Origin of the sequence: Cupriavidus sp. BIS7 (genome assembly GCF_000292345.1) — a bacterium.
In the GTDB taxonomy this organism is placed as follows: Bacteria; Pseudomonadota; Gammaproteobacteria; order Burkholderiales; family Burkholderiaceae; genus Cupriavidus.
In genome coordinates, this window is record NZ_ALOU01000038.1 from 95,346 (window position 1) to 117,056 (window position 21,711).

A 21,711-nucleotide genomic window follows, 5' to 3' on the forward strand; every position below is an offset into this window, starting at 1 on the left:
TAAAAAAACCCCGGCGCAAGGCCGGGGCAATACTCCTGAGAGAAGATTCCCAATCAGCTCTCCAGCACAACGCTTTTGCGGATATCAGGCTTCGTACGCGGTTTCGCCGTGCGAGGTGATATCCAGGCCTTCGCGCTCTTCTTCTTCCGGGACGCGCAGGCCAATCAGCATGTCCACCAGCTTGTAGGCCACCAGGGCCACCACGCCCGACCACACGATCGTGGTCAGCACGCCCTGGAACTGGATCCAGACCTGCCCGGCGATCGAGTAGTCGTCGGCCACCTTGTTGGTAACGTAGTCGTAGATGCCGGTGCCGCCCAGGCTCGGCGAGGCGAACACGCCGGTCAGCAGCGCGCCGAGGATACCGCCCACGCCGTGCACGCCGAACACGTCCAGCGAGTCGTCCATGCCCAGCATGCGCTTCAGGCCGGTCACGCCCCACAGGCACATCAGGCCAGCGATCAGGCCAAGCGCGATCGAACCCATCGGGCCGACGAAGCCGGCTGCCGGGGTGATCGCCACGAGGCCGGCCACGGCACCCGAGGCACCGCCGAGCATCGACGGCTTGCCCTTGCCGATCCATTCACCGAACGTCCACGACAGCACTGCGGCAGCGGTGGCCAGCAGCGTGTTGACGAAGGCCAGTGCGGCGCTGCCGTTGGCTTCCAGGGCCGAGCCGGCGTTGAAGCCGAACCAGCCGAACCACAGCAGCGAGGCGCCCACCATCGTGAAGGTCAGGCTGTGCGGACGGATTGCCTCGCGGCCGAAGCCGATACGCTTGCCGAACATGAACGCACCGACCAGGCCCGCCACGGCGGCGTTGATATGCACCACGGTGCCGCCCGCGAAGTCGAGCGCGCCCTTCTGGAACAGCCAGCCGGACTTGGCGGTGGCAGCCGTACCAGCCGCAGCGTCGGTGTAAGCGTCAGGGCCGGGCCAGAACCAGACCATGTGCGCCATCGGGATATAGGCGAACGTGAACCAGATCACCACGAACACCAGCACCGCCGAGAACTTGGCGCGCTCGGCGAACGCACCGATGATCAGGCTGCAGGTGATCGCCGCGAACGCACACTGGAACGCGAAGTAGCCCAGTTCCGGCACCACCACGCCCTTGCTGAACGTGGCGGCCACGGCGTCAACCGTCAGGCCCTTCATGAACAGCCGGTCCGTGCCGCCGAAGAATGCGTTGCCTTCGGTGAACGCGAAGCTGTAGCCGTAGATGGCCCACAGGATCGAGATCACCGAGAAGATCACCAGACACTGCATCAGCACCGACAGCATGTTCTTCGAGCGGACCAGACCGCCGTAGAACAGCGCCAGGCCCGGCAGCGTCATCAGGATCACGAACGCCGTGGAGATCAGCAGCCAGGCGGTATCGCCCTTGTTCGGCACCGGAGCGGCCGGCGCAGCAGCGGCTTCGGCAGGTGCTGCTGCAGGGGCGGCAGCGGCAGCCGCGGCGGGTGCGGCAGCGGGTGCAGCGGCGGGGGCCGCAGCCGGTGCGGCAGCCGCCGTCGCGGCCGATGCTTCGGCTGCGGGCTTGTCCTGCGCCACGGCGTGGGTGGATACGCCGAGGCCGGCCGTGCCGAGCGCCAGCGTCATCGCGCCGGCCGTCAGGAATCGCTTGAACCAGGTTTTCATGTGCTTAACCTCTGTGAGGGGTGTCTCGTGTCACAGTGCATCGCTGCCGGTCTCGCCGGTGCGGATGCGAATGACTTGTTCTATTGGTGCGACGAAGATCTTGCCGTCGCCGATCTTGCCGGTGCGAGCCGACTTTTCCACTGCCTCGATGGCGCGTTCCACCACCTCGTCCGGCACCGCCACTTCGATCTTCACCTTGGGCAGGAAGTCGACGATGTACTCGGCGCCGCGATACAGCTCCGTGTGACCCTTCTGGCGGCCGAAGCCCTTGACCTCGGTCACGGTGATGCCGGACACGCCCACGTCCGAGAGAGCTTCGCGCACCTCGTCGAGCTTGAACGGCTTGATGACTGCAATGATGAGTTTCATCGGTTATCTCCTGTGGGCAGGCCAGCGTCGGCCCGCCCTGGCTGACGCTCAATTAGAAAGTCTTGGAAAGCGAGACCCACGCGGTGTTGTTGCCGACGTTGTGGTTGTAGCTGTTCGTATAGAACGACTCCTTCGCATTGGTGCCGATATAGGCCACTGCCAGCGCGAAGCCCTTGCCCAGGTCCTTGGTCAGGCCGAGCTTCCAGTCCAGATACGAAGCGGCGCTGATGTGCTGGACATTCTGGTAGCCGATATGCGCGTTCAGCGTGAGGTCCCACACGTTCAGCGGATAGTTGACGGCGAGGTCGATATAGCTGCTGTACTGGCTGTTGGCGATGCCGAACAGGTTGGTCAGGGCCTGCGAGTACTTCAGGAACACCGGACCGTAGCCGATGCCTGCATACACCTCGGTGGTGTACGGACGCGGCGTGGAGTAGCCGCCCGGGTAGAAGTACTGCAGCGCGCCGACGTCATAGTTGAACTCGAGGCCGCTCGCCTTGAACGTGTTCTTGAAGCCGCCGTAGAAGTCCATCTCGATCGGCGCCGACACGCTCTTGTCGGCATCCGAGATCCAGCTGATGTTCGAGTTCCAGTTGCCGATGTAGAAGCCGCTCTCGTGCGAATAGTCGAATCCGCCCTGGATGGCCGGACGGCGGTTGGTCTGCGTGAGACCGCGATAGCGGTAGTCGGACGCCAGCGCCACGTTGGCCGTGAAGGTGTGTGGCGATGCCGGCTCGGCGGCGGCAGGTGCGGCTGCCGCCGCCGGGTCCGCTGCCGGTGCCGGTGCGCTCTGTGCGAACGCGACCGGGGCGGCAAGGCTGAGCAGGGCCGCAGCGGCGTTGACTGCGAGGCTCGACTTCTTCATCTGTTTTTCTCCTTTTCCTTTGCGTTCTTCGCTGGCTCGTAAACAAGAAGGGACTGCTGCTTGGCTTGGTGGCTTGCTGCCTTATGGTGGTGACGCTCCCGGTTGCTGTACTGCAACAGCCGTGCCAGCCCCGGCGCCCCGTCCCGACGCACCGCTGACGGCCCCGGTCGGACGGGCGCCACGCGTTGGCAGAGCGTGGTTTGCACCACTTTTTTGACGATCGGCGGAGACCAGCGCCTACCAATGAACGCATCGAAAATCCGTTAAAAGATGTGAACAAGCCTTGTCGGAGCTTTCATGGCGGGCGCCGAAGCGCCATAATCCGCGTCATGCAGGGTCAAGTGCTGCGTGCTTGGCGCGTCCCGGGTTCGGCGATGCGGCCAGCCACACGTGCCAACCGCCCGGCCACGCGTCTCGCCCCAGAGCAGTGCAGCATCGATGCGGGTATGCCCGGGGTGCGCGCCGCCTGGACGCCCCACTACGGTGCAAACATGGCGCTGGGGCCGCAGCGGGCCTTGGCGGACCACGACGCGCGGCAGCCTGACCCCAGACGATCCAAAAATTGGTCACCACAGGAGTTCCACCATGAAACCGACCGATCTCTTCAACGACCTGCAGAACAAGGTCAGCGAAGCGCTGCGCAACTCGCCGGCCAAGGACATCGAGAAAAACGTGCGCAGCATGATGACGCAGGGCTTTGCGCGCCTGGACCTGGTCACGCGCGAGGAATTCGACGTCCAGTCGCAGGTGCTGGCGCGCACGCGCGCACGGCTCGAGGAACTCGAAGCCCGCGTGGTGGAACTTGAGCGCCGCGCTGGCGGCACCCCGACCGGCGGAGCATGACCAGGCGCACGCGCCTCTCCTTCCATCGCCAGAAAGGCCACCGCAACCCGGTGGCCTTTTTCGTTAACACTTCCGCAAAACCATGAGCCTGGCAGTCCTGCGCAGCCGCGCCCTGACCGGAATCGAGGCGCTGCCCGTCTCGGTCGAGATCCACCTTGCGAACGGCCTGCCGGCCTTCAATATCGTCGGGCTGGCCGACACCGAGGTCCGCGAAAGCCGCGAACGCGTGCGCGCGGCGCTGCTCAACAGCGAGTTCGAGTTCCCCAACCGGCGCATCACGGTCAACCTGGCGCCCGCCGACCTGCCCAAGGAATCCGGCCGCTTCGACCTGGCGATTGCACTGGGCATCCTGGCCGCCAGCGGGCAGTTGCCGGCCGACGCGCTCGACGCCTTCGAATTTGCCGGCGAGCTATCGCTGGCAGGCGATCTGCGCCCCGTGCGCGGCGCGCTGGCAATGGCGATGGGGCTGGCGCGCGACAACGCACAGCGTGCCGGGCAGGACCACGCACCGCGCGCGTTCATCGTGGCGAGCGAGAACGGCCAGGAAGCGGCGCTGGTGGAAGCGGTAGCGGTCTATGCAGGGAATACGCTGCGCGACGTCTGCCACCATGTCGGCCTGCTGCCCGAGCGGCCGCTGCCGCGCGCGCAGCCGCCGGCCCCCAGTGCGGCGCCCGCCGACGGACCCGACATGCGCGACGTTCGCGGCCAGGTACAGGCCCGCCGCGCCATGGAGATCGCCGCCGCGGGGCAGCATTCGGTCCTGCTGGTTGGCCCGCCGGGCACGGGAAAGTCGATGCTAGCCCAGCGCTTTCCGGCCTTGCTGCCGCCGATGACCGAGGCCGAGGCGCTGGAGGCAGCGGCGGTGCAAAGCCTGACTGCGGGCGGCTTCCAGCCATCCCGGTGGGGCCGGCGGCCATTCCGCAGCCCGCACCACACGGCCAGCGCCCCGGCCCTGGTCGGCGGTGGCGGCACGCCACGGCCGGGGGAAATCTCGCTGGCCCATCATGGCGTGCTCTTCCTCGACGAACTGCCGGAATTCGAGCGGCGCGTGCTCGAAGTCCTGCGCGAACCGCTGGAAACAGGCCGCATCACGATCTCGCGCGCGACGGCGCAGGCCGATTTCCCGGCGCGCTTTCAGTTTGTGGCGGCGATGAATCCGTGCCCGTGTGGCTATCTCGGACATCCCACCCGCATGTGCCGCTGCACGCCCGACCAGATTCAGCGCTATCAGGCACGCATTTCGGGACCATTGCTCGATCGAGTGGACCTGCAGATCGAGGTGCCCGCCCAGAGCCAGCAGGAGATCTTCGACGGCCCGCCCGGGGAACCGAGCGACGCCGTACGTGCCCGGGCCGTGGCCGCCCGCGAACGCCAGATGGCGCGGCAAGGCACGCCGAACAGCGAACTGGCAGGCCGCGCGATCGACACGCACTGCCCGCTCGACACCGAAGCGCAGACCCTGCTGCGCGGCGCGATGCAGAAACTGGGCTGGTCAACGCGCGCGTACTTTCGCGTGCTGAAGGTGGCAAGAACGATTGCCGACCTCGATGGCGCGGAAGTCCTGACGGCCACCCACGTGGCCGAGGCCATCCAGTACCGGCGGGTGCTGCGAACGGCCTAGGAATGACAAAGGCCCGCAATGTTGCGGGCCTTCTGCGCTTCAAATCCGTTTCGGTGCCGTTTCAGTGCCACTCAAACCGGGGGCTCCACCGGTGGCGGCGGCGGTTCCTCGATTGGCGGCTGGTCGGCCGGGAAGCCGGGCGGGGTCGGTTCATCGGGAGGCGGCTCCCTGTGAGCACCCTCCCTGTGAGCACCATAAGGGACGTGCAGGTGGATGACGGCGCGCATGGTGGCCTCCATGATTTCCTGGTCACTCCTCATTGAAGCAAACCCGGCGGCCATGCGCTACCTGCCGTGCACTCAGGCGTGGTGCCGGCGCACGAAGAACAGCGCAGTCCCCACCGCCACCAGCACGCTGCCGAAGAACCGGTTCTGCCAGCGCACGGCACGCGCATTGCGGAACAGGCCCTGCATGCGCGACGCCAGCAGCGCGTAGCCATGCATCACGATCAGATCGACAAAGCACATCGTCGCGGCCAGGATGGCCAGTTGCGGCCCGAGTTGATGGGCCGGATCGATGAACTGCGGCAGCACGGCCACCATGAAAATGATGCCCTTGGGGTTGGTGACGTTGGTCAGCAAGCCGGTGGCAAAGCGCCGGCGCCGGCTCATGACGGCCACGCGCACGGTCTTGTCCTGGGCGTCCTGCTGGTTCGTCTCGACCTTCGAGCGCCATTGCTGGATGCCCAGGTAGATCAGGTACATCGCGCCAATCGTCTTGACGATCAGGAACGCTTCCTCCGATGCCAGCAGCAACGCGCCAAGGCCACCACCGGCAATCAGCAGGATGATGACCAGCCCGGTCTGCAGGCCCATGATCGTCGTCGACGTCTTCTTCAACCCGTAGGACAGGCCATGGCTCATCGACAGCACGGCACCCGACCCGGGCGAAACCGCGATTACCCAGCACGCGGCAAAATAAGCCAGCCAGACTTCCCAACGCATTGCAGACTCCTTGATTGATATAACTAAGAAACCGCTTCGGAATGAAGCGAAGCGGTTCTGGCTAGGCGCGCGGCCGCAGACAGTACAAGTAGTACGGCAAGGCCGCGCAACGACGCCAGAATCATTCCGAAACGGTTTCTAAAAGGGGTGAAAACTGGTCAGAAACTGATCCACCTGCTCAGCCTGCCGCGCATCCCGCGCCGCATCGCCAGCTTCAACCACCACGGCCTGATAGACACGCGCTCCCGAAGCCACCAGACGGGCGGTCAGCCTGCGCGGCGACTTGTCCTGCAGCGATACGCCGGCAACCGACACCTCCACGCCGTCGAGCGCAACGGGCGGCTGGGCGGCTGACATGACGGTGACCGGGCGCGACCGCGCAGGCGAATCGGGATGAGCGCCAAGGTTGGCAACGAGGCCGGCCTGCATCGACGCCAGTGCCTCGCGCCGCAGTTCGGCGTCATCGCCGGGCAGGGTGACCACGCCAACGGCGAACAGCGTGTTGTCGATCCGCGCGGCCTCCATGCGCATCGGCAGCTTGCGCCCGGCGATGGCCACGTCGCGCGCGGCGCTGGTTGGCTTGTCCGGGTACATCGCCGCGTACTGGCCATCGTTCGAGACGATCGTGCGCCAGTCGTAGCGCGGCGAGCAGCCGGCCAGGGCCAGCAGGAGGGCAGCAAGCAGCAGGTGGAATCGAGAGATCAGGGGGCGCATGGGGATGTCGGCGCAATCTGGCGCAAGCCGGTATTATCCGGGAAGCCGCGCGCATCCGCACGACGTCATACGCAACGTCACAAGCAGCGTCACAAGCAACGTCACACGCCGCGCCCATTACCGAGACTCCAGCATGTCGCCCCGTCACCCCCTGCTCCGTCCCGCATTGCATCTGTTCGCCGCGCTGGCGCTGCTGGCCGGCGCTGGCGCGTCGATGGCCGCGAGTCACCTGCCGCCCGTCACCGATATTGCCGCGCAATCCGCCGCGGCTGCGCAACAGGGCGAACCACTCGTCATACTGGTCAGCCTGCCCGACTGCACATTTTGCGAGACAGCTCGACGCAACTATCTGGCGCCGCAGACTGCCGCTGGCGAGATCACCGCGCGCGAACTCGACATGACGGCCGACACGCCGATACGCGACGCCGACGGCACCATGACCACCGCGAAGCAGTGGGCGCGCGCCCGCAATATCTCGGTAGCCCCGACCGTGCTGTTCCTGGACCGCAATGGCCGCAACCTGGCCGCGCCGCTGCGCGGCATGCAGGGGGACTTCTACGGCGCCTATCTCGAACAGGCCATGGATACGGCACGCGCGAAGCTTGCGGAACGGCCGGCTGCGGCAAAGTAGCCCGAATTAGCCCAACGCCGCCGCTTGCGGCGAAATGACGCAGATAATGCGCATTTGATCGGCCATGCTGCTTCCCGGCACATGCGGCAGTAGAATGGCCGCTGTCAATCGATGGCTTCCCCCGGGACCGTAATTCCATGTCCAATACCGCCACCCCTGCCACCCCATCTAGCAAGAAGCGCTGGCCGATTGCCGTTGCAATCGTGATCGTCGCGCTGCTCGGCTTCTTCGGCTACCGCGCGATGACGCCGGCCAATACCGTCCCCGATGCCACATTCACGCTGCTTTCGGGCGAGAAGATCAGCACCGGCGACCTCAAGGGCAAGGTGTACCTGATCAACTTCTGGGCCACGAGCTGCGCCACCTGCGTCAAGGAAATGCCGCAGATGGTCAGCACCTACAAGGAGTTCAAGGATAAGGGACTGGACTTCGTGGCCGTGGCGATGAACTACGACCCGCCGATGTACGTGATGAACTACGCCAAGACCCGCGAACTGCCCTTCAAGGTGGCGATGGACGCAGACGGCGCGGCAGCCAAGGCCTTCGGTAACGTCCAGCTCACGCCGACCACCTTCGTGGTGGACAAGAACGGCAAGATCCTCAAGCGCTACGTGGGCGAGCCCGAGTGGGACGCGCTGCACAAGCTGCTCGATGGCGCACTGGCCAGCGGGGCCTGAACATCCCCGATCTTCATCGAAAAGGTGCCCATGCGGCACCTTTTTTGTTGCCATGCTGTCACGGACGGCCAGGGCGCTTGCCTGTCATAGCTGTATGGATATACAGTGAGCGCCAGATTTTTCTCATCCCGTCCGACTCCCTTCCCTGCCGTGTTACCGGATCTCGCCCCCGAAGCTGACGCCGACGTTGCCGCCGAAGCCACCGACACCCGCGCCTACCTGTCCCGGTTGAACCCGGAGCAGCGCGCCGCCGTGGAATTTGACGGTGATGCCCCGCTGCTGATCATCGCGGGTGCGGGTTCGGGCAAGACCAACACGCTTGCGCATCGCGTGGCTCATCTGGTGGTGAATGGCGCGGACCCGCGCCGCATCCTGCTGCTGACGTTCTCGCGCCGTGCGGCCTCCGAAATGGGCCGTCGCGTGGAGCGTATCGTCGATCAGGCACTTGGCATCCAGACCGGCGCAGGCCGCGCCGCGCTGCAGTGGTCGGGCACGTTCCACGCCATCGGCGCGCGCCTGCTTCGCGAGTACGCTGAAACGCTCGGGCTGGCCCCCACGTTCACGATCAGCGACCGTGGCGATTCTGCCGACCTGATGCACGTGGTGCGCCACGACCTCGGGCTGTCGGAGCAGACATCGCGCTTCCCGCGCAAGGAGACCTGCCTCGCGATCTACTCGCGCGCGGTCAACACGCAGTTGCCGCTGGAAGTGGTGCTGAAAACGCAGTTTCCGCGCTACGCGATGTGGGCCGACGCGCTCAAGGGCCTGTTCGCTGCCTATGTGGAAGCCAAGCAGAAGCAGCAGGTGCTCGACTACGACGACCTGCTGCTCTACTGGGCGCAGGCGATGACCGAGCCCGCGCTGGCGCAGGACATGGGCGCGCGCTTCGACCATGTGCTGGTCGACGAGTACCAGGACACCAATGCGCTGCAGGCGTCGATCCTGCTGGCACTGAAGCCCGATGGCCGGGGCCTGACCGTGGTGGGCGACGACGCCCAGTCGATCTATGCATTCCGCGGCGCCACGGTGCGCAATATCCTCGACTTCCCGACGCAATTCTCGCCGCCTGCCGAGCAGGTCACGCTGTCACAGAACTACCGTTCGACGCAGCCGATCCTGCACGCGGCCAACGCCGTGATCGGCCTGGCGGCAGAGCGCTTCACCAAGGATCTCTGGTCGCTGCGCGAATCGGCGGAGAAGCCCGGCGTGGTGGTGGTCAACGACGAGGCCGACCAGGCGCGCTTCGTTGTCGAACAGGTGCTGGCGCGCCGCGAGGCAGGACTGACACTGATGTCGCAGGCGGTGCTGTTCCGGGCCGCCGACCACAGCGCGCAGGTGGAGATCGAACTGGCGCGGCGCAATATCCCGTTCGTGAAATTCGGCGGGCTGAAGTTTCTGGAATCGACCCACGTCAAGGACGTGATGGCCGTGGTGCGCTGGCTGGAAAACCCGCGCGACCGCATGGCTGGTTTCCGCACGCTGCAGCTGCTGCCCGGCATCGGCCCGAAGACCGCCGCACGCGTGCTTGAAGGGCTGGAAGCGGCCACCGAGCCGCTGGTTGCGCTCGACGCGTTCGAGCCGCCACCGGCGGCCGGTCCCGCATGGGATGAGCTGCTGACGCTGGCACGCGCGCTGATGGCGCCCGCTTCGCCATGGCCGTCGGAATTCGAACAGGTGATTGCCTGGTATATGCCGCATCTGGAACGGATGCACGACGATGCCGCCGCGCGGCAGGCCGACCTGCAGCAGATCGAACGCATCGCGGCCACCTATGCGTCGCGCGAACGCTTTCTGACCGAACTGACACTCGACCCGCCCAGCGCATCGAGCGACGAATCGGGCGTCCCCTCGCGCGACGAGGACTACCTGATCCTGTCGACGATCCATTCGGCCAAAGGTCAGGAATGGAAGGCCGTGTACGTGCTCAATGCCGTCGATGGCTGCATGCCGTCCGACCTTGCCACCGGCACCACTGAAGAAATCGAGGAAGAGCGGCGCCTGATGTACGTGGCGATGACGCGTGCGCGCGACCACCTCGACATCGTCGTGCCGCAGCGCTTCTATGTGCACAACCAGGTTGGCTTTGGCGACCGCCACGTCTATGCATCGCGCACGCGCTTCCTGCCCAATCGCGTGATGCCGAACTTCTACAGCCGCTCGTGGCCGCCCGCGCCGATGCCGGGCGAAGGCCAGGCAAAACCCGCTCTGCCGCAGGTAGATCTCGCCACCCGCATGCGCGGCATGTGGAAGTAGCGGCCAGCCCGCGTCAGTTCAGTTCGATGCCCGCGCGCCGCACGACGTCGACCAGCGCGCCCTGCCGCAGCAGCGCGGCGATCAATTCGATGTCGTCGGTCATGTAGCGATCCATCGACAGGAACGGCACCCGCTCGCGCACGAACGCAAATACCGCGCGCCCGGCTGGCGCCAGTTGCTCGACGGCCCCGGCCAGTTCGGCTGCCTGGCATGCCGCCAGCAGTTCCAGCGCCAGGATGTACTGGTTATTGTCGAGGATGCGGCGTGCATTGCGCGCGGCGATCAGCCCCATGCTGACCACATCCTGGTTGTCGCCGTTCGACGGCACGCTCTGAATGCTGGCCGGGCTGCAGATCGTGCGGTTCTCGGCGATCAGCGCCGTGGCCGGGTACTGCGCGCCGGCAAACCCGCAAGACAGCCCTTCGTTCGCAGCCGCCAGAAACGCGGGCAGATTGTTGTTCAGGTGCGGGCTCAGCAGACGGTTCAGGCGGCGCTCGGACAGCACGCCCAGTTGCGTTGCGGCGATGGCCAGGAAGTCCATCGCGAATGCCACCTGCTGGCCGTGGAAGTTGCCGCCGTGAAACAGCGCGCCGTCCTCGAAGAACAGCGGGTTGTCGTTCGATGAATTGAGTTCGCGCTCTACCACGCTCGCGCAATGGTCAAGCGTATCGCGCACCGCGCCGAGCACCTGCGGAATGCAGCGCAGCGAGTAGGCCTTCTGGATGAAAACGCCCGTGCCGGTGTTCTTGGCATCGCCCGCGCGCGACTTCATTTCCGTGGACAACTCGCCGTGACCGGACAGCCGCGTGGAATCGGCCAGCAGCGCACGCATATTCGCCGCGGAACTGATCTGCCCCGGGTGCGGCTTGGCGATGTCGTGCCCATTCGCCATGAACGCATCGGCCGACGCGGACAAGCCTTCCAGCGCCAGTGCGGCGATGACCTCAGCCTGGCGGACCTGCGCGCGCAGCGTCTCCAGCAGCAGGCATGACACCCCGGTCATCGCCGAGGTACCGTTGATCAGCGCCAGCCCTTCCTTGTAGGCCAGAGCGATCGGTTCGATGCCGTGCGCACGCAGCACTTCGGCCGTGGGCGCCGTGCCGCCGTCGGCGGTCAGTACCTTGCCTTCGCCAATCAGCGTGATGGCCACATGCGACAGCGGCGCGAGGTCCCCGCTTGCGCCCAGCGAGCCCACCTGCGGCACGGCCGGCGTGATGCCGGCGTCCAGGTACTTCAGCAGTTGTTCGATGACGATGGGGCGCACCGCCGAATACCCGCGCGACAGCGCATTGGCTCGCGCCACCATCATCGCGCGCACTTCGTCGCGCGAGAACAGCGGGCCCACGCCCGCGCAGTGGCTGCGCAGCAGGTTCTCCTGCAGCGCCCGGCCATGCTCGATATCGACCCAGTTGTGCACCAGTTCGCCGAAGCCCGTGGACACGCCATAGATCGGCACGTTGGCGGCGGCCAACTGCTCGAAACGGGCGCGGGCGTCGCCGACCTTGTCGAGGACGGCGCCGGGCACGTGGGCAGCACGTTCGCCACGCGCGATGGCTGTGACAGCGTCGGGGGTCAGGTTGTAGCCGTCGATATCGGCTGGATGTGCGGCGTTGGACATGGGTCGGGGCGGTAGCTGTGGAGACGCTTGCCCTCTCCCCCGCCCCTCTCCCGCGCGCGGGAGAGGGGAGCAAACCACCAGCAATTGAAATGCCTTCGGTGTACTCCCCTCTCCCGCATGGCGGGAGAGGGGCCGGGGGAGAGGGCCGGGCCAGAGTGTACCGACCTCCGAATCCGCGGAGTGCGGACGTTACAGTCCGTATCGTTTGATCTTGTCGTAAAGCGTCGCCTTGCCCACTTGCAGCAGGTCGGCGGCCTGGCTGACCGCGCCGCCGGTGCGGGCCAGCGTATCGGCAATAACGGCACGCTCGTAGCGCTCCATCCGCTCGCGCAGCGGGGTCGATTCGTCGGCTGAATCAGGTTTGCCGCCAGTCTGTCCGCCCTCCGGCACGCCCAGAATCAGCCGGTCCGCCGCGTTGCGCAGTTCACGCACGTTGCCGGGCCAGGGCCGCTGCATTAGTTGCTGGCGCTGCATCTCGGAAAGGATCGGCGCCGGGCGCTGGTAGCGCACGGCAGCCACGAGCATGAAGTGCTCGAACAGCGGCACGATATCCTCGCGCCGTTCGCGCAATGGCGGCAGCGGAATCGTCACCACGTTGAGCCGGTACAACAGGTCCTGACGGAACAAGCCCTGCGCCACCAGCCCCTCCATGTCGCCCTTGGCCGCGGCGATGATGCGCACGTCGATCGGCACCGACGTATTCGATCCCAGGCGTTCCAGCGTGCCCTCCTGCAGCACGCGCAGCAGCTTTACCTGCAGCGCCAGCGGCATGCTCTCGATCTCGTCCAGGAACAGCGTGCCGCCCGACGCATGTTCGAGCTTGCCAATGCGGCGCTTGCCCGCGCCGGTGAAGGCACCTGACTCGTGGCCGAACATTTCGCTCTCGAAAATCGCCTCCGGCACGGCGCCGCAGTTCAGCGCGATAAACGGGGCGTCGGCCCGCGTGGACAACGCGTGCAGGCTGCGCGCCACCAGCTCCTTGCCGGTGCCGGTTTCGCCGTTGATCATCACCGGCACGTCGGTGGCCGCCACGTTGGCAATCAGGTCGCGCACCTGCGCGATGGCCGGCGAACGTCCGATGATCCGCGTACCTGCTGCCGGGCCGGCCAGTTCGCGGCGCAGCGCGCGGTTTTCGAGTTCTAGCGCGCGGCGTTCCAGCGCGCGGCGCACGGTTTCGGTCAGGCGGTCGGCGCCGAACGGCTTCTCGATGAAGTCATAGGCGCCCTCGCGCATCGCCTGCACGGCCATCGTGATATCGCCGTGCCCCGTGACCAGGATCACCGGCACGCCGGGCGCCGCGTTACGGCAGTGCTGCAGCAGGTCAAGCCCGCTCGCGCCGGACAGGCGCACATCGGTCACCAGCACCCCGGGAAACTCGGCGCTCAGGTGTGGCATCGCCGCCTCGGCGGATGGCAGCGCCAGCACCGTGAATCCGGCCAGTTCCAGGCTCTGCGCCGTGGCCTGGCGCACCAGCGGTTCGTCCTCGACGAACAGCACCCGCAATCCGTCCTGCATCGCAATCATGAATTTACCTGCCTTCCTTCAGGCCGTTTTCAGGCCGGGACCGTCTGGCGCGTGCGCCGCAACGTCACAACGAATTCCGCACCGCCACCTTCGACATTGCCGGCTGTCAGTTGTCCGCCGAATTCCCGCACGATCGATGACGAGATCGCCAGCCCAAGGCCGAGCCCCTGCCCGATTTCCTTGGTCGTGAAGAACGGTTCGAACAGACGCGGCAGCGCATCCGGGGCGATCCCGGCGCCATTGTCGCGCACGGCCAGCGTCACGGTCTCTTCCGTGGCGCCCACGGTGATATCCACGCGGCCATCATGCGCCCCACTTGCGGCAATGGCGTCTAGCGCATTGCCGACGAGATTCAGCAGCACCTGTTCGAGCTTGAGCTCGTCGGCCCATACCGCCAGGTCGGCGGCCTCGCCATCGAGTCCGCGCACTCTCAGCATCACGTGCCCCAGGCGCGGGGCAGTCAGCTGCAGCACGTGATCGATGGCGCCACGTACGCGGACCGCGTTGCGGCGCTGGCGTGCCTTGCCGGCAAACAGCTTGAGCTGACCCGTGATCTTGCCCATCCGCTCGGTCAGGTCGGCGATGGCGGAAAGATTGCCGGTGGCTGCGTCGAGCTGGCCACGCTCCAGCAGCACGCGCGTGTTGTCCGAGAACGTGCGCAGTGCCGCCAGCGGCTGGTTCAGTTCATGCGTGATGCCGGCCGCCATCTGTCCGAGCGCAGCCAGCTTGCTGGCCTGCACCAGTTCGTCCTGCGTGGCGCGCAGCTCGCTCTCGGCGCGCGTGCGCTCGGCCACTTCGCCTTCAAGCTGCTCGTTGATCGCCATCAGGTCGGCCGTGCGCGCTTCCACGCGGCGTTCGAGTTCGTCATAGGCGGCTTCCAGCAGCCGGCGGCTGTACTGCATGTCGCGCGCACGCTGACGGCGCTGGCGCAGGTTCACCAGCAGCAGGCAGATACAGGCATAGGCCAGCGCCGCGCCGATCGTCGCGCTGCGCGCGTTCGCCAGCACCGGGTCCAGCGGCGCCATTACCTGCATGTTCCAGCCGGCCGGCCCCACGGCACGATTGATCTCCAGGTAGCGGTCCGCGCCATCACCGGACAAGCCGAAGTGCGCATTCTCCGGGTCGATCCCATTCGGCGCCCTTGGGCCGGCGTCCCTGCCCGCCGGGCCCACGCGCACCAGCCGCTCGCCGTCGTTGAGCGTGGTGCTGGCCAGCCAGCGCGAGACCGGCGAATCAAGCGGCTGCATCGGCAACGGCGTGACGTCGACATCGTGATACTGGCGCGTCTTGTGCAACTCGGCCTGCAGTGCGGGGGGCACGGGCCGCAGCGTGCGGTACTGCCAGCCCGGCACCGAGGACAGGAAGATCACACCATGGTCGTCGGACACCATCAGCGGCTCGGTGCTGCCCGCGCCGGCACGCTGGAACCACTCCAGGTTCAGCTTCACCACGGTCACGCCGATCACCTTGCCAGCCGATTCGATCGGCTGGGCGATGTAGTACCCCGGTTCGTCGCTGGTGACGCCGATCGCGTAGAAGCGGCCGATCTGGCCGTGCGAGGCCATCTGGAAGTACGGGCGGAAGCGATAGTCGGTGCCGACGAAGCTGCCCGGCTCGCCATGGTTGCTGGCGGCCAGCGCCAGGCCGTCGGCGGCAATCACATAGGTGGCTGACGCGCGGGCCCGGCTGTTGACCTCGGTGAGATAGTCATTGACCGCGGCAATGCGGGCCGGGTCTTTGGGCGACGCCAGCAGCGCGCGCACCGAAGGGTGCAGCGATACCAGCGCAGGAAGGAATTCGTAGCGGTCCAGCGTCGATTCGAGCGTGGCCGCATAGCGATCCGCGCGCATTGCCGTGGACTGCTGCAATGCCGCGATGCCGCGCTGTACCGAGAACAGCCAGGTCAGCGAGCACAATGCCAGCAGGCCAACCAGCAGCGCGGCGGCAAACCCCCACCAGCGCGTGCTCGACTCCGGCGCGTGCACCGGACCGGGCGCGGCAGGGTCATGCACGGCAAGGAAGTCGTCGGAATGGGGCATCGGCGCGCGCGGAAGTTCTCGCGCCGATGATACCCGCTGGCCGGAGGTGCCGGCGGGTTCATCCGGGATAGCGCCGGCGGCACCCTCCGGGGGTGCGCCGGTCGCTTTCCGGGTCACGTCAGCGGGTGCTGGCGTCGGCGAGGGTACCTGCGTCATCTTCGCCCCGCAGCACGCGGCTCAGGCGGGCGCGGTCAAGTTCATGTTCCCAGGCCGACACCACCACGGTGGCCACGCCATTGCCGACGATGTTGGTCAGCGCGCGGCATTCGCTCATGAAGCGGTCGATACCGAGGATCAGCACCATGCCGGCCACCGGAATCGTCGGCACCACGGCCAGCGTGGCGGCCAGCGTGATAAAGCCCGAGCCGGTCACGCCACTGGCGCCCTTCGACGTCACCATGGCCACGGCCAGGATCGTCAGCTGCTGCATCAGCGTCAGCTCGATGTTCATGGCCTGGGCGATAAATACCACCGCCATCGTCATGTAGATGTTGGTGCCATCCAAGTTGAACGAGTAGCCGGTCGGCACGACCAGACCCACCACCGACTTCGAGCAGCCCAGCTTCTCCATCTTCTCCATCAGGTGCGGCAGCGCGGCTTCCGAGGAGCTGGTGCCGAGCACGATCAGCAGCTCTTCCTTGATGTACGAGAGGAAGCGGAGGATCGAGAAGCCGGTCAGGCGCGCCACGGTGCCCAGCACCACCAGCACGAACACGATGGCCGTGAAGTAGAACGTGCCGATCAGCTTGAGCAGCGGAATCAGCGAACCCAGGCCGTACTTGCCGATCGTGAATGCCATGGCGCCGAACGCGCCGATCGGGGCCACCTTGGTAATCACGTGAACGATGTGGAAGAACACCTTCGACACCTGGTCCACCATCTCGTGGATGACACGTGCGCGGTCACCCACCACGGCCAGCGCCGATCCGAAGAACAGCGAGACCAGCAGGATCTGCAGGATGTCGCCATTGGAAAACGCGCTGAAGAGCGTGTCCGGGATGATGTGCATGAAGAACTCGACCGTGCTCTGGCCGTGCGCCTTCGTCACGTATTGCGAGATCGCCTTCGCATCCAGCGTGGCCGGATCGATGTTGAAACCCACGCCGGGCTTGAGCGCGTGCGATGCGATCAGGCCGATCAGCAGCGCGAAGGTCGAGACGATCTCGAAGTACAGCAGCGCCTTGCCGCCCACGCGGCCCACCTTCTTCATGTCGCGCATGCCGGCAATGCCGGACACCACGGTACAGAAGATGATCGGACCGATGATCATCTTGATCAGCTTGATGAAGGCGTCGCCCAGCGGCTTCATTTCCACGCCGGTGTCGGGCCAGAAATGGCCCAGCAGGATGCCCACGAAAATCGCGAACAGGACCTGCACGTACAGGATCTTGTAAAAGGGTTTCCTCATGATGTCGTCCTCGGTGTTTTGACCGGTGCCCGGCGCTCGATGGCGTGGCGCGTTGCGCGCCTCGATTGCGCGGCGGCGCGTCTGGAGGTAACTATTTGCAACAGACGTGCCACCCTGACGGGAATTCGCAAGTCATTGATTTGCAAGGAAAGCGGCTAATCCGCACGCGACAGGACTCCGGAATTCCGGAAATCCGGAATGTGCGGCTCCGGAGTTTCGGACCCCGCAAAGGCCTTCATCGGCCCGATATGTGGCGCAGACGGCTCACCCAGGCGTGGTTTCCGGGTGCCGCGCGCTCGAATGGCGGCGGGCGCGGCGGAAATTCCGGAATTCCGTGCGGTTGCCAGCGGCCTTTGGGCACTGAACGGTCGTCGTGACCACGTATAATTCCGTGCTTCCGATTCCCGTGCATTGGCGCCATCGCCATGCCGCGCCCCCAAGTCAGCCGTCATGAGCAGCTACTACCAACACCACGTCTTCTTCTGCCTGAACCAGCGCGACGACGGCTCGGCCTGCTGCGCCGACCACAATGCAAAGGCCATGCAGGAATACGCCAAGAAGCGCTGCAAGGAGCTTGGCATCGCCGGCGGCGAAGGCCGCGTGCGCATCAACAAGGCCGGCTGCCTGAACCGGTGTGAACTCGGGCCGGTGCTGGTGGTCTACCCCGAGGCCGTCTGGTACACCTTCGTCGACGAGCAGGACATCGACGAAATCATCGACAGCCATCTGGTCAACGGCAAGCCCGTGAAGCGACTGATGGTAGACCGCTGATACCGCTACCCGCCGGGCCATGCCGGGTCTTGCCCGGTTTTTTGTTGTCCCGCTTTCTCGTAGTCCCGTAGTCCCGTTGTTCCGTTGTTCCGCAGTCCCGTTGTGCAAGAGCCTCCTGCCACCATGAACGCGCATACCCAGGTCACCACCATCGCCGGCCCAGTCGGCGCCATCGACATTTCGATCGATCTGCCGCAGAACGCGCCCGTGCGCGGCCTGGCGCTTGTGGCCCATCCGCACCCGCTGTTCGCGGGCACCAAGGACAACAAGGTGGCGCAGACGCTGGCGCGCACGTTCGTGGCGCTGGGCTATGCCACCGTGCGCCCGAACTTCCGTGGCGTGGGCGGCACGGCGGGCGAGCACGACGCGGGCATCGGCGAGCAGGACGACCTGCTGGCCGTGATCGACTGGATGCGCACCCAGACCGCGTGGTCCCCCGATGTGGCCACGCTGCCGCTGGCGCTCGGCGGCTTCTCGTTTGGCAGCTTCGTGCAGACGCACGTGGCGCGCCGCCTGGCAGAGGCGGGCACGCCTGCGCAGCGCCTGGTGCTGGTGGGCACCGCCACAAGCCGCTGGGACGTGGCCACCGTGCCCGCCGATACCATCGTGATTCATGGCGAGCAGGACGACACCGTGCCGCTGGCCAGCGTGCTCGACTGGGCGCGCCCGCAGGAACTGCCGGTGATCGTCATTCCCGGCGCCGACCATTTTTTTCACCGCAAGCTGCACCTGATCAAGCAGCTTGTCGTCAACGCGTGGGAACGGTGAGCCGTCCCGTCCGCGACATCCCTTTATCGTTGGAAACCTACCCATGCTGAACAGAGCCACGCCGTACCTCGCGTCCGCCCTTGCCCCCGTCATCGTTGCCGCGACGCTCGCCGCGGCGCCCGCCACCGTACTGGCACAGACCGTGCCGGTGCCGCAGGTCGCCGCCAAGTCCTGGATGCTGTTCGACGTAACGAGCGGCCAGGCGCTGGCCTCGCAGAATGCAGACCTGCGCATCGAGCCCGCCTCGCTGACCAAGCTGATGACGGCCTACCTGGCCTTCGAGGCCATCAAGGAAAAGCGCCTCACGCTGGACCAGATCATCACGCCGACCGACATCGTGCGCAAGGTGAAAAGCGATGAATCGCGCATGTTCATCGAGGCCGGCAAGCCGGTCAGCGTGAATGACCTGCTGCAGGGCCTGATCGTCCAGTCGGGCAACGATGCGTCGCTGGCGCTGGCCGAGGCCGTGGGCGGTTCCGAGGAAGGCTTCGTCGCGATGATGAATCGCGAAGCCCAGCGCATGGGCATGAAGAACACGCACTTCGCGAACACCGACGGCGTTCCCGATCCGAACCACTACACCACGGCGGTGGACCTGGCCACGCTGACCACGCGCCTGATCAAGGACTTCCCGGAGTACTACTCGATGTACTCGCAGAAGGAGTTCACCTATAACAAGATCAGGCAGCCGAACCGCAACCGCCTGCTGTACATCGACCCGACCGTGGACGGCGTGAAGACCGGCCACACGAAGTCCGCCGGCTACTGCCTGATCTCGTCGGCAAAGCGTCCGCTGGCCAATGTGCCCAACGGTTCGCGCCGCCTGGTGTCGATCGTGATCGGCACGGCCACCGAGCAGATCCGTACGCAGGAAAGCCTGAAGATCCTGAACTACGGCTTCCAGTTCTTCGACACGCTGCGCCTGTATGACAAGGGCCAGGTGCTGGCCACGCCGGACATCTACAAGGGCAAGGCTGGCACGATCAAGATCGGTGTGGCCAATGAGACGTATATCACGGTGCCCAAGGGCACGGGCTCGCGCCTCAAGCCGGTGCTGGAGCGCCAGGAACTGCTGATTGCGCCGATCGCGGCCGGCCAGCAGGTGGGCACGGTCAAGATGATGGATGGCACCACCAAGGTGGCGGAATTCCCGGTGGTGGCGCTCGAGGAAGTGCCCGAGGCCGGCTTCTTCGGCCGCCTGTGGGATACGATCCGCCTCTGGTTCAAGCGCAAGTAAGGCTTCAAGGATTCGAGATGTCTACCGATTCGAACAACGGTCCGCTAATTCCGGGGGAGATTCCGCCGGAACAGTCGCTGATCGAGTATCCGAGCGATTTTCCGATCAAGGTCATGGGCGCGATGCAGGATGGCTTCGCCGAAGCCATCGTGACGCTGGTGCAGGACTTCGATCCCAACTTCCACGCCGGCAAGATGGAGATGCGTCCGTCGCGCAATGGCAACTACCTGGGACTGACCGTGACGGTCTGGGTCACGAGCCGCGAGCAGCTCGATGACCTGTATCGCGCGCTGACGGCGCACCCGATGGTCAAGGTGGTGCTGTAAGCGCATGAACGTCATTACCCTCAAGCCGGGCAAAGAAAAGTCGCTGCTGCGGCGCCATCCCTGGGTCTACGCCACCGGCATCGCGGCCACTGAAGGCCGTTGCGAACCGGGATCGACCGTGGTCATCCGCAGCGCGGACGGCCGCTTCCTGGCGCGTGGCGCGTACAGCCCCGAGTCGCAGATCCGCGCGCGCGTCTGGACGTTCGACGAGAACGAGCCGGTCGATCACGCCATGTTCAAGCGCCGCGTGTCGGCGGCCCTGGCACACCGCCAGCGCTGGGTGCGCGACACCGACGCCGTGCGCCTGATCTTCGGCGAGGCCGACCGCCTGCCGGGCCTGATCGTCGATTACTACGGCCAGGGCGAACGCGGCCAGCTCGTCTGCCAGTTCAACGCCGCGGGCGTGGAGCAATGGAAGGATGCGCTGGTGCAGGCGCTGATCAAGGAAACCGGCTGCCCGAACGTCTACGAGCGTTCCGATGCCGCCGTGCGCCAGCGCGAGGGCCTGCCGCTCGTGACCGGCGTGCTGGCCGGCGCCGAGCCTGACCCCGAGCTGTCGGTCACCGAGCACGGCGTGCGCTATTACGTCGACGTGCGCAACGGCCACAAGACCGGCTTCTACGTGGACCAGCGCGACAACCGCAAGCTGGTGGGCGACCTGGCCGAAGGCCGCGAAGTGCTGAACTGCTTCTGCTACACCGGCGGCTTCTCGCTGGCCGCACTGCGCGGCGGCGCTGCGTCGGTGACGTCGATCGACTCTTCCGGCGAAGCGCTCAAGATCGCGGCCAACAACGTGACGCTGAACGGTTTCGACCCGGCCCGCGCCACCTGGCTGGATGCAGACGTCTTCAAGAGCCTGCGCGAATTCCGTGCCGAGGGCCGCCAGTTCGACCTGATCGTGCTGGACCCGCCCAAGTTTGCGCCGTCCGCCCAGCATATCGACCGCGCCGCGCGCGCGTACAAGGAAATCAACCTGGTCGGCATGCAGCTGCTGCGCCCGGGCGGACTGCTGTTCACGTACTCGTGCTCGGGTGCCATCAGCATGGAGCTGTTCCAGAAGATCGTGGCCGGCGCCACCACGGATGCGCGGTCCGATGCGCGTATCCTGCGCCGCCTGTCAGCCGGAACGGACCACCCGATGTCGGCCGCGTTCCCCGAGGGCGAATACCTGAAGGGCCTGCTGCTCGAAAAAGTCTGACCGAGTCTGAAAAAAATCCGAATCCTAGGGTTTTCCGGAATTGTTCCGGGCTGACTTCCTGCCGTCACAAACGCCTACTAAGATTCGAATCACGGTAAGGCATTGGCAGGTGTCGAACCGTCTCTTCTTATCAGTCTTCGTGGTAATGGCCCCGCTCTAACCCAGCGGGGCTTTTTTTTGGTTCAACGAAGAATTCCGGGGAAGGCTGCCTTGATCTTTAGGAAGAGGTACTCATCACCACGGTAGCGATAGGCCCGGCGCTTG

Annotated in this window: 19 protein-coding genes; 10 read left to right on the forward strand and 9 right to left on the reverse strand. The window is 65.8% G+C overall.

What is annotated here, in order from left to right; all coding sequences use genetic code 11:
- Positions 1–84: 84 nt before the first annotated feature.
- The 3 genes from amt to B552_RS0114315 are packed head-to-tail and all read right to left on the reverse strand — an operon-like array spanning position 85 to position 2,875.
- Positions 85–1,641: an ammonium transporter gene (amt, locus tag B552_RS0114305; protein WP_019449714.1), complete on the reverse strand. Its 1,557-nt coding sequence runs from the start codon at positions 1,639–1,641 to the stop codon at positions 85–87.
- A gap of 30 nt (positions 1,642–1,671) precedes the next feature.
- Positions 1,672–2,010, reverse strand: a complete 339-nt coding sequence (locus B552_RS0114310) for a P-II family nitrogen regulator (RefSeq protein ID WP_019449715.1) — start codon at positions 2,008–2,010, stop codon at positions 1,672–1,674.
- Between the two features lie 52 nt (positions 2,011–2,062).
- Positions 2,063–2,875, reverse strand: coding sequence for a TorF family putative porin (locus B552_RS0114315; protein WP_019449716.1), 813 nt, complete (start codon positions 2,873–2,875; stop codon positions 2,063–2,065).
- Between the two features lie 585 nt (positions 2,876–3,460).
- Here B552_RS0114315 and B552_RS0114320 point away from each other — a divergent pair.
- Positions 3,461–3,718: an accessory factor UbiK family protein gene (locus B552_RS0114320; RefSeq protein ID WP_019449717.1), complete on the forward strand. Its 258-nt coding sequence runs from the start codon at positions 3,461–3,463 to the stop codon at positions 3,716–3,718.
- A gap of 82 nt (positions 3,719–3,800) precedes the next feature.
- On the forward strand, positions 3,801–5,339 hold the full coding sequence (locus B552_RS0114325; RefSeq protein WP_019449718.1) for a YifB family Mg chelatase-like AAA ATPase: 1,539 nt from the start codon (positions 3,801–3,803) through the stop codon (positions 5,337–5,339).
- A 299-nt stretch (positions 5,340–5,638) separates the two neighbouring features.
- On the opposite strand, the gene B552_RS0114335 is transcribed toward B552_RS0114325, so the two are convergent.
- Entirely contained in the window at positions 5,639–6,283 is a 645-nt protein-coding gene (locus tag B552_RS0114335; RefSeq protein ID WP_019449720.1) for a LysE family transporter, read from the reverse strand.
- A gap of 138 nt (positions 6,284–6,421) precedes the next feature.
- Complete coding sequence (locus B552_RS0114340; RefSeq protein WP_019449721.1) at positions 6,422–6,997, reverse strand: hypothetical protein; 576 nt, start codon at positions 6,995–6,997, stop codon at positions 6,422–6,424.
- Between the two features lie 133 nt (positions 6,998–7,130).
- On the opposite strand from B552_RS0114340, the gene B552_RS0114345 reads away from it, so the two are divergent.
- From B552_RS0114345 to B552_RS0114355, 3 genes are all read left to right on the forward strand, one after another.
- Complete coding sequence (locus tag B552_RS0114345) at positions 7,131–7,628, forward strand: thioredoxin (protein WP_019449722.1); 498 nt, start codon at positions 7,131–7,133, stop codon at positions 7,626–7,628.
- 137 nt (positions 7,629–7,765) lie between these two features.
- Positions 7,766–8,305, forward strand: coding sequence for a TlpA disulfide reductase family protein (locus B552_RS0114350; RefSeq protein ID WP_019449723.1), 540 nt, complete (start codon positions 7,766–7,768; stop codon positions 8,303–8,305).
- Positions 8,306–8,455: 150 nt separating this feature from the next.
- A complete protein-coding gene (locus B552_RS0114355) occupies positions 8,456–10,558 on the forward strand; it encodes an ATP-dependent helicase (protein WP_019449724.1) in 2,103 nt (700 codons plus the stop codon).
- 13 nt (positions 10,559–10,571) lie between these two features.
- Here B552_RS0114355 and cmdF read toward each other — a convergent pair whose 3' ends face one another.
- The 4 genes from cmdF to B552_RS0114375 form a co-directional block, all read right to left on the reverse strand.
- On the reverse strand, positions 10,572–12,176 hold the full coding sequence (cmdF, locus tag B552_RS0114360) for a tyrosine 2,3-aminomutase (RefSeq protein WP_019449725.1): 1,605 nt from the start codon (positions 12,174–12,176) through the stop codon (positions 10,572–10,574).
- 189 nt (positions 12,177–12,365) lie between these two features.
- Positions 12,366–13,691, reverse strand: a complete 1,326-nt coding sequence (locus B552_RS0114365; RefSeq protein WP_026035658.1) for a sigma-54 dependent transcriptional regulator — start codon at positions 13,689–13,691, stop codon at positions 12,366–12,368.
- A 38-nt stretch (positions 13,692–13,729) separates the two neighbouring features.
- Positions 13,730–15,739 (reverse strand): sensor histidine kinase, encoded by a 2,010-nt coding sequence (locus tag B552_RS0114370; protein ID WP_019449727.1) that lies wholly within the window; start codon positions 15,737–15,739, stop codon positions 13,730–13,732.
- A 118-nt stretch (positions 15,740–15,857) separates the two neighbouring features.
- Positions 15,858–17,147 (reverse strand): dicarboxylate/amino acid:cation symporter, encoded by a 1,290-nt coding sequence (locus B552_RS0114375; RefSeq protein WP_019449728.1) that lies wholly within the window; start codon positions 17,145–17,147, stop codon positions 15,858–15,860.
- A gap of 450 nt (positions 17,148–17,597) precedes the next feature.
- Between B552_RS0114375 and B552_RS0114380 the strand changes: the two genes are divergently transcribed.
- The 5 genes from B552_RS0114380 (at position 17,598) to B552_RS0114400 (ending at position 21,447) form a co-directional block, all read left to right on the forward strand.
- Positions 17,598–17,918, forward strand: coding sequence for a ferredoxin (locus B552_RS0114380; RefSeq protein WP_019449729.1), 321 nt, complete (start codon positions 17,598–17,600; stop codon positions 17,916–17,918).
- Positions 17,919–18,041: 123 nt separating this feature from the next.
- Positions 18,042–18,686, forward strand: coding sequence for an alpha/beta hydrolase (locus tag B552_RS0114385; protein WP_019449730.1), 645 nt, complete (start codon positions 18,042–18,044; stop codon positions 18,684–18,686).
- 43 nt (positions 18,687–18,729) lie between these two features.
- Positions 18,730–19,923, forward strand: coding sequence for a D-alanyl-D-alanine carboxypeptidase family protein (locus tag B552_RS0114390; protein ID WP_019449731.1), 1,194 nt, complete (start codon positions 18,730–18,732; stop codon positions 19,921–19,923).
- 17 nt (positions 19,924–19,940) lie between these two features.
- Positions 19,941–20,249 (forward strand): YbeD family protein, encoded by a 309-nt coding sequence (locus tag B552_RS0114395; RefSeq protein ID WP_019449732.1) that lies wholly within the window; start codon positions 19,941–19,943, stop codon positions 20,247–20,249.
- Between the two features lie 4 nt (positions 20,250–20,253).
- Positions 20,254–21,447, forward strand: a complete 1,194-nt coding sequence (locus tag B552_RS0114400) for a class I SAM-dependent rRNA methyltransferase (RefSeq protein ID WP_019449733.1) — start codon at positions 20,254–20,256, stop codon at positions 21,445–21,447.
- Positions 21,448–21,711: the final 264 nt, after the last annotated feature.

What these genes read in the sequence shown, in the direction of transcription:
- B552_RS0114340 (WP_019449721.1), bottom strand. Translation starts at nt 6,997, where the DNA reads ATGCGCCCCCTGATCTCTCGATTCCACCTGCTGCTTGCTGCCCTCCTG.
- B552_RS0114345 (WP_019449722.1), top strand. Translation starts at nt 7,131, where the DNA reads ATGTCGCCCCGTCACCCCCTGCTCCGTCCCGCATTGCATCTGTTCGCC.
- B552_RS0114375 (WP_019449728.1), bottom strand. Translation starts at nt 17,147, where the DNA reads ATGAGGAAACCCTTTTACAAGATCCTGTACGTGCAGGTCCTGTTCGCG.
- B552_RS0114380 (WP_019449729.1), top strand. Translation starts at nt 17,598, where the DNA reads ATGAGCAGCTACTACCAACACCACGTCTTCTTCTGCCTGAACCAGCGC.
- B552_RS0114370 (WP_019449727.1), bottom strand. Translation starts at nt 15,739, where the DNA reads ATGCCCCATTCCGACGACTTCCTTGCCGTGCATGACCCTGCCGCGCCC.
- B552_RS0114385 (WP_019449730.1), top strand. Translation starts at nt 18,042, where the DNA reads ATGAACGCGCATACCCAGGTCACCACCATCGCCGGCCCAGTCGGCGCC.
- B552_RS0114390 (WP_019449731.1), top strand. Translation starts at nt 18,730, where the DNA reads ATGCTGAACAGAGCCACGCCGTACCTCGCGTCCGCCCTTGCCCCCGTC.
- B552_RS0114315 (WP_019449716.1), bottom strand. Translation starts at nt 2,875, where the DNA reads ATGAAGAAGTCGAGCCTCGCAGTCAACGCCGCTGCGGCCCTGCTCAGC.
- B552_RS0114310 (WP_019449715.1), bottom strand. Translation starts at nt 2,010, where the DNA reads ATGAAACTCATCATTGCAGTCATCAAGCCGTTCAAGCTCGACGAGGTG.
- B552_RS0114325 (WP_019449718.1), top strand. Translation starts at nt 3,801, where the DNA reads ATGAGCCTGGCAGTCCTGCGCAGCCGCGCCCTGACCGGAATCGAGGCG.
- B552_RS0114365 (WP_026035658.1), bottom strand. Translation starts at nt 13,691, where the DNA reads ATGCAGGACGGATTGCGGGTGCTGTTCGTCGAGGACGAACCGCTGGTG.
- amt (WP_019449714.1), bottom strand. Translation starts at nt 1,641, where the DNA reads ATGAAAACCTGGTTCAAGCGATTCCTGACGGCCGGCGCGATGACGCTG.
- B552_RS0114320 (WP_019449717.1), top strand. Translation starts at nt 3,461, where the DNA reads ATGAAACCGACCGATCTCTTCAACGACCTGCAGAACAAGGTCAGCGAA.
- B552_RS0114395 (WP_019449732.1), top strand. Translation starts at nt 19,941, where the DNA reads ATGTCTACCGATTCGAACAACGGTCCGCTAATTCCGGGGGAGATTCCG.
- B552_RS0114350 (WP_019449723.1), top strand. Translation starts at nt 7,766, where the DNA reads ATGTCCAATACCGCCACCCCTGCCACCCCATCTAGCAAGAAGCGCTGG.
- B552_RS0114400 (WP_019449733.1), top strand. Translation starts at nt 20,254, where the DNA reads ATGAACGTCATTACCCTCAAGCCGGGCAAAGAAAAGTCGCTGCTGCGG.
- B552_RS0114335 (WP_019449720.1), bottom strand. Translation starts at nt 6,283, where the DNA reads ATGCGTTGGGAAGTCTGGCTGGCTTATTTTGCCGCGTGCTGGGTAATC.
- cmdF (WP_019449725.1), bottom strand. Translation starts at nt 12,176, where the DNA reads ATGTCCAACGCCGCACATCCAGCCGATATCGACGGCTACAACCTGACC.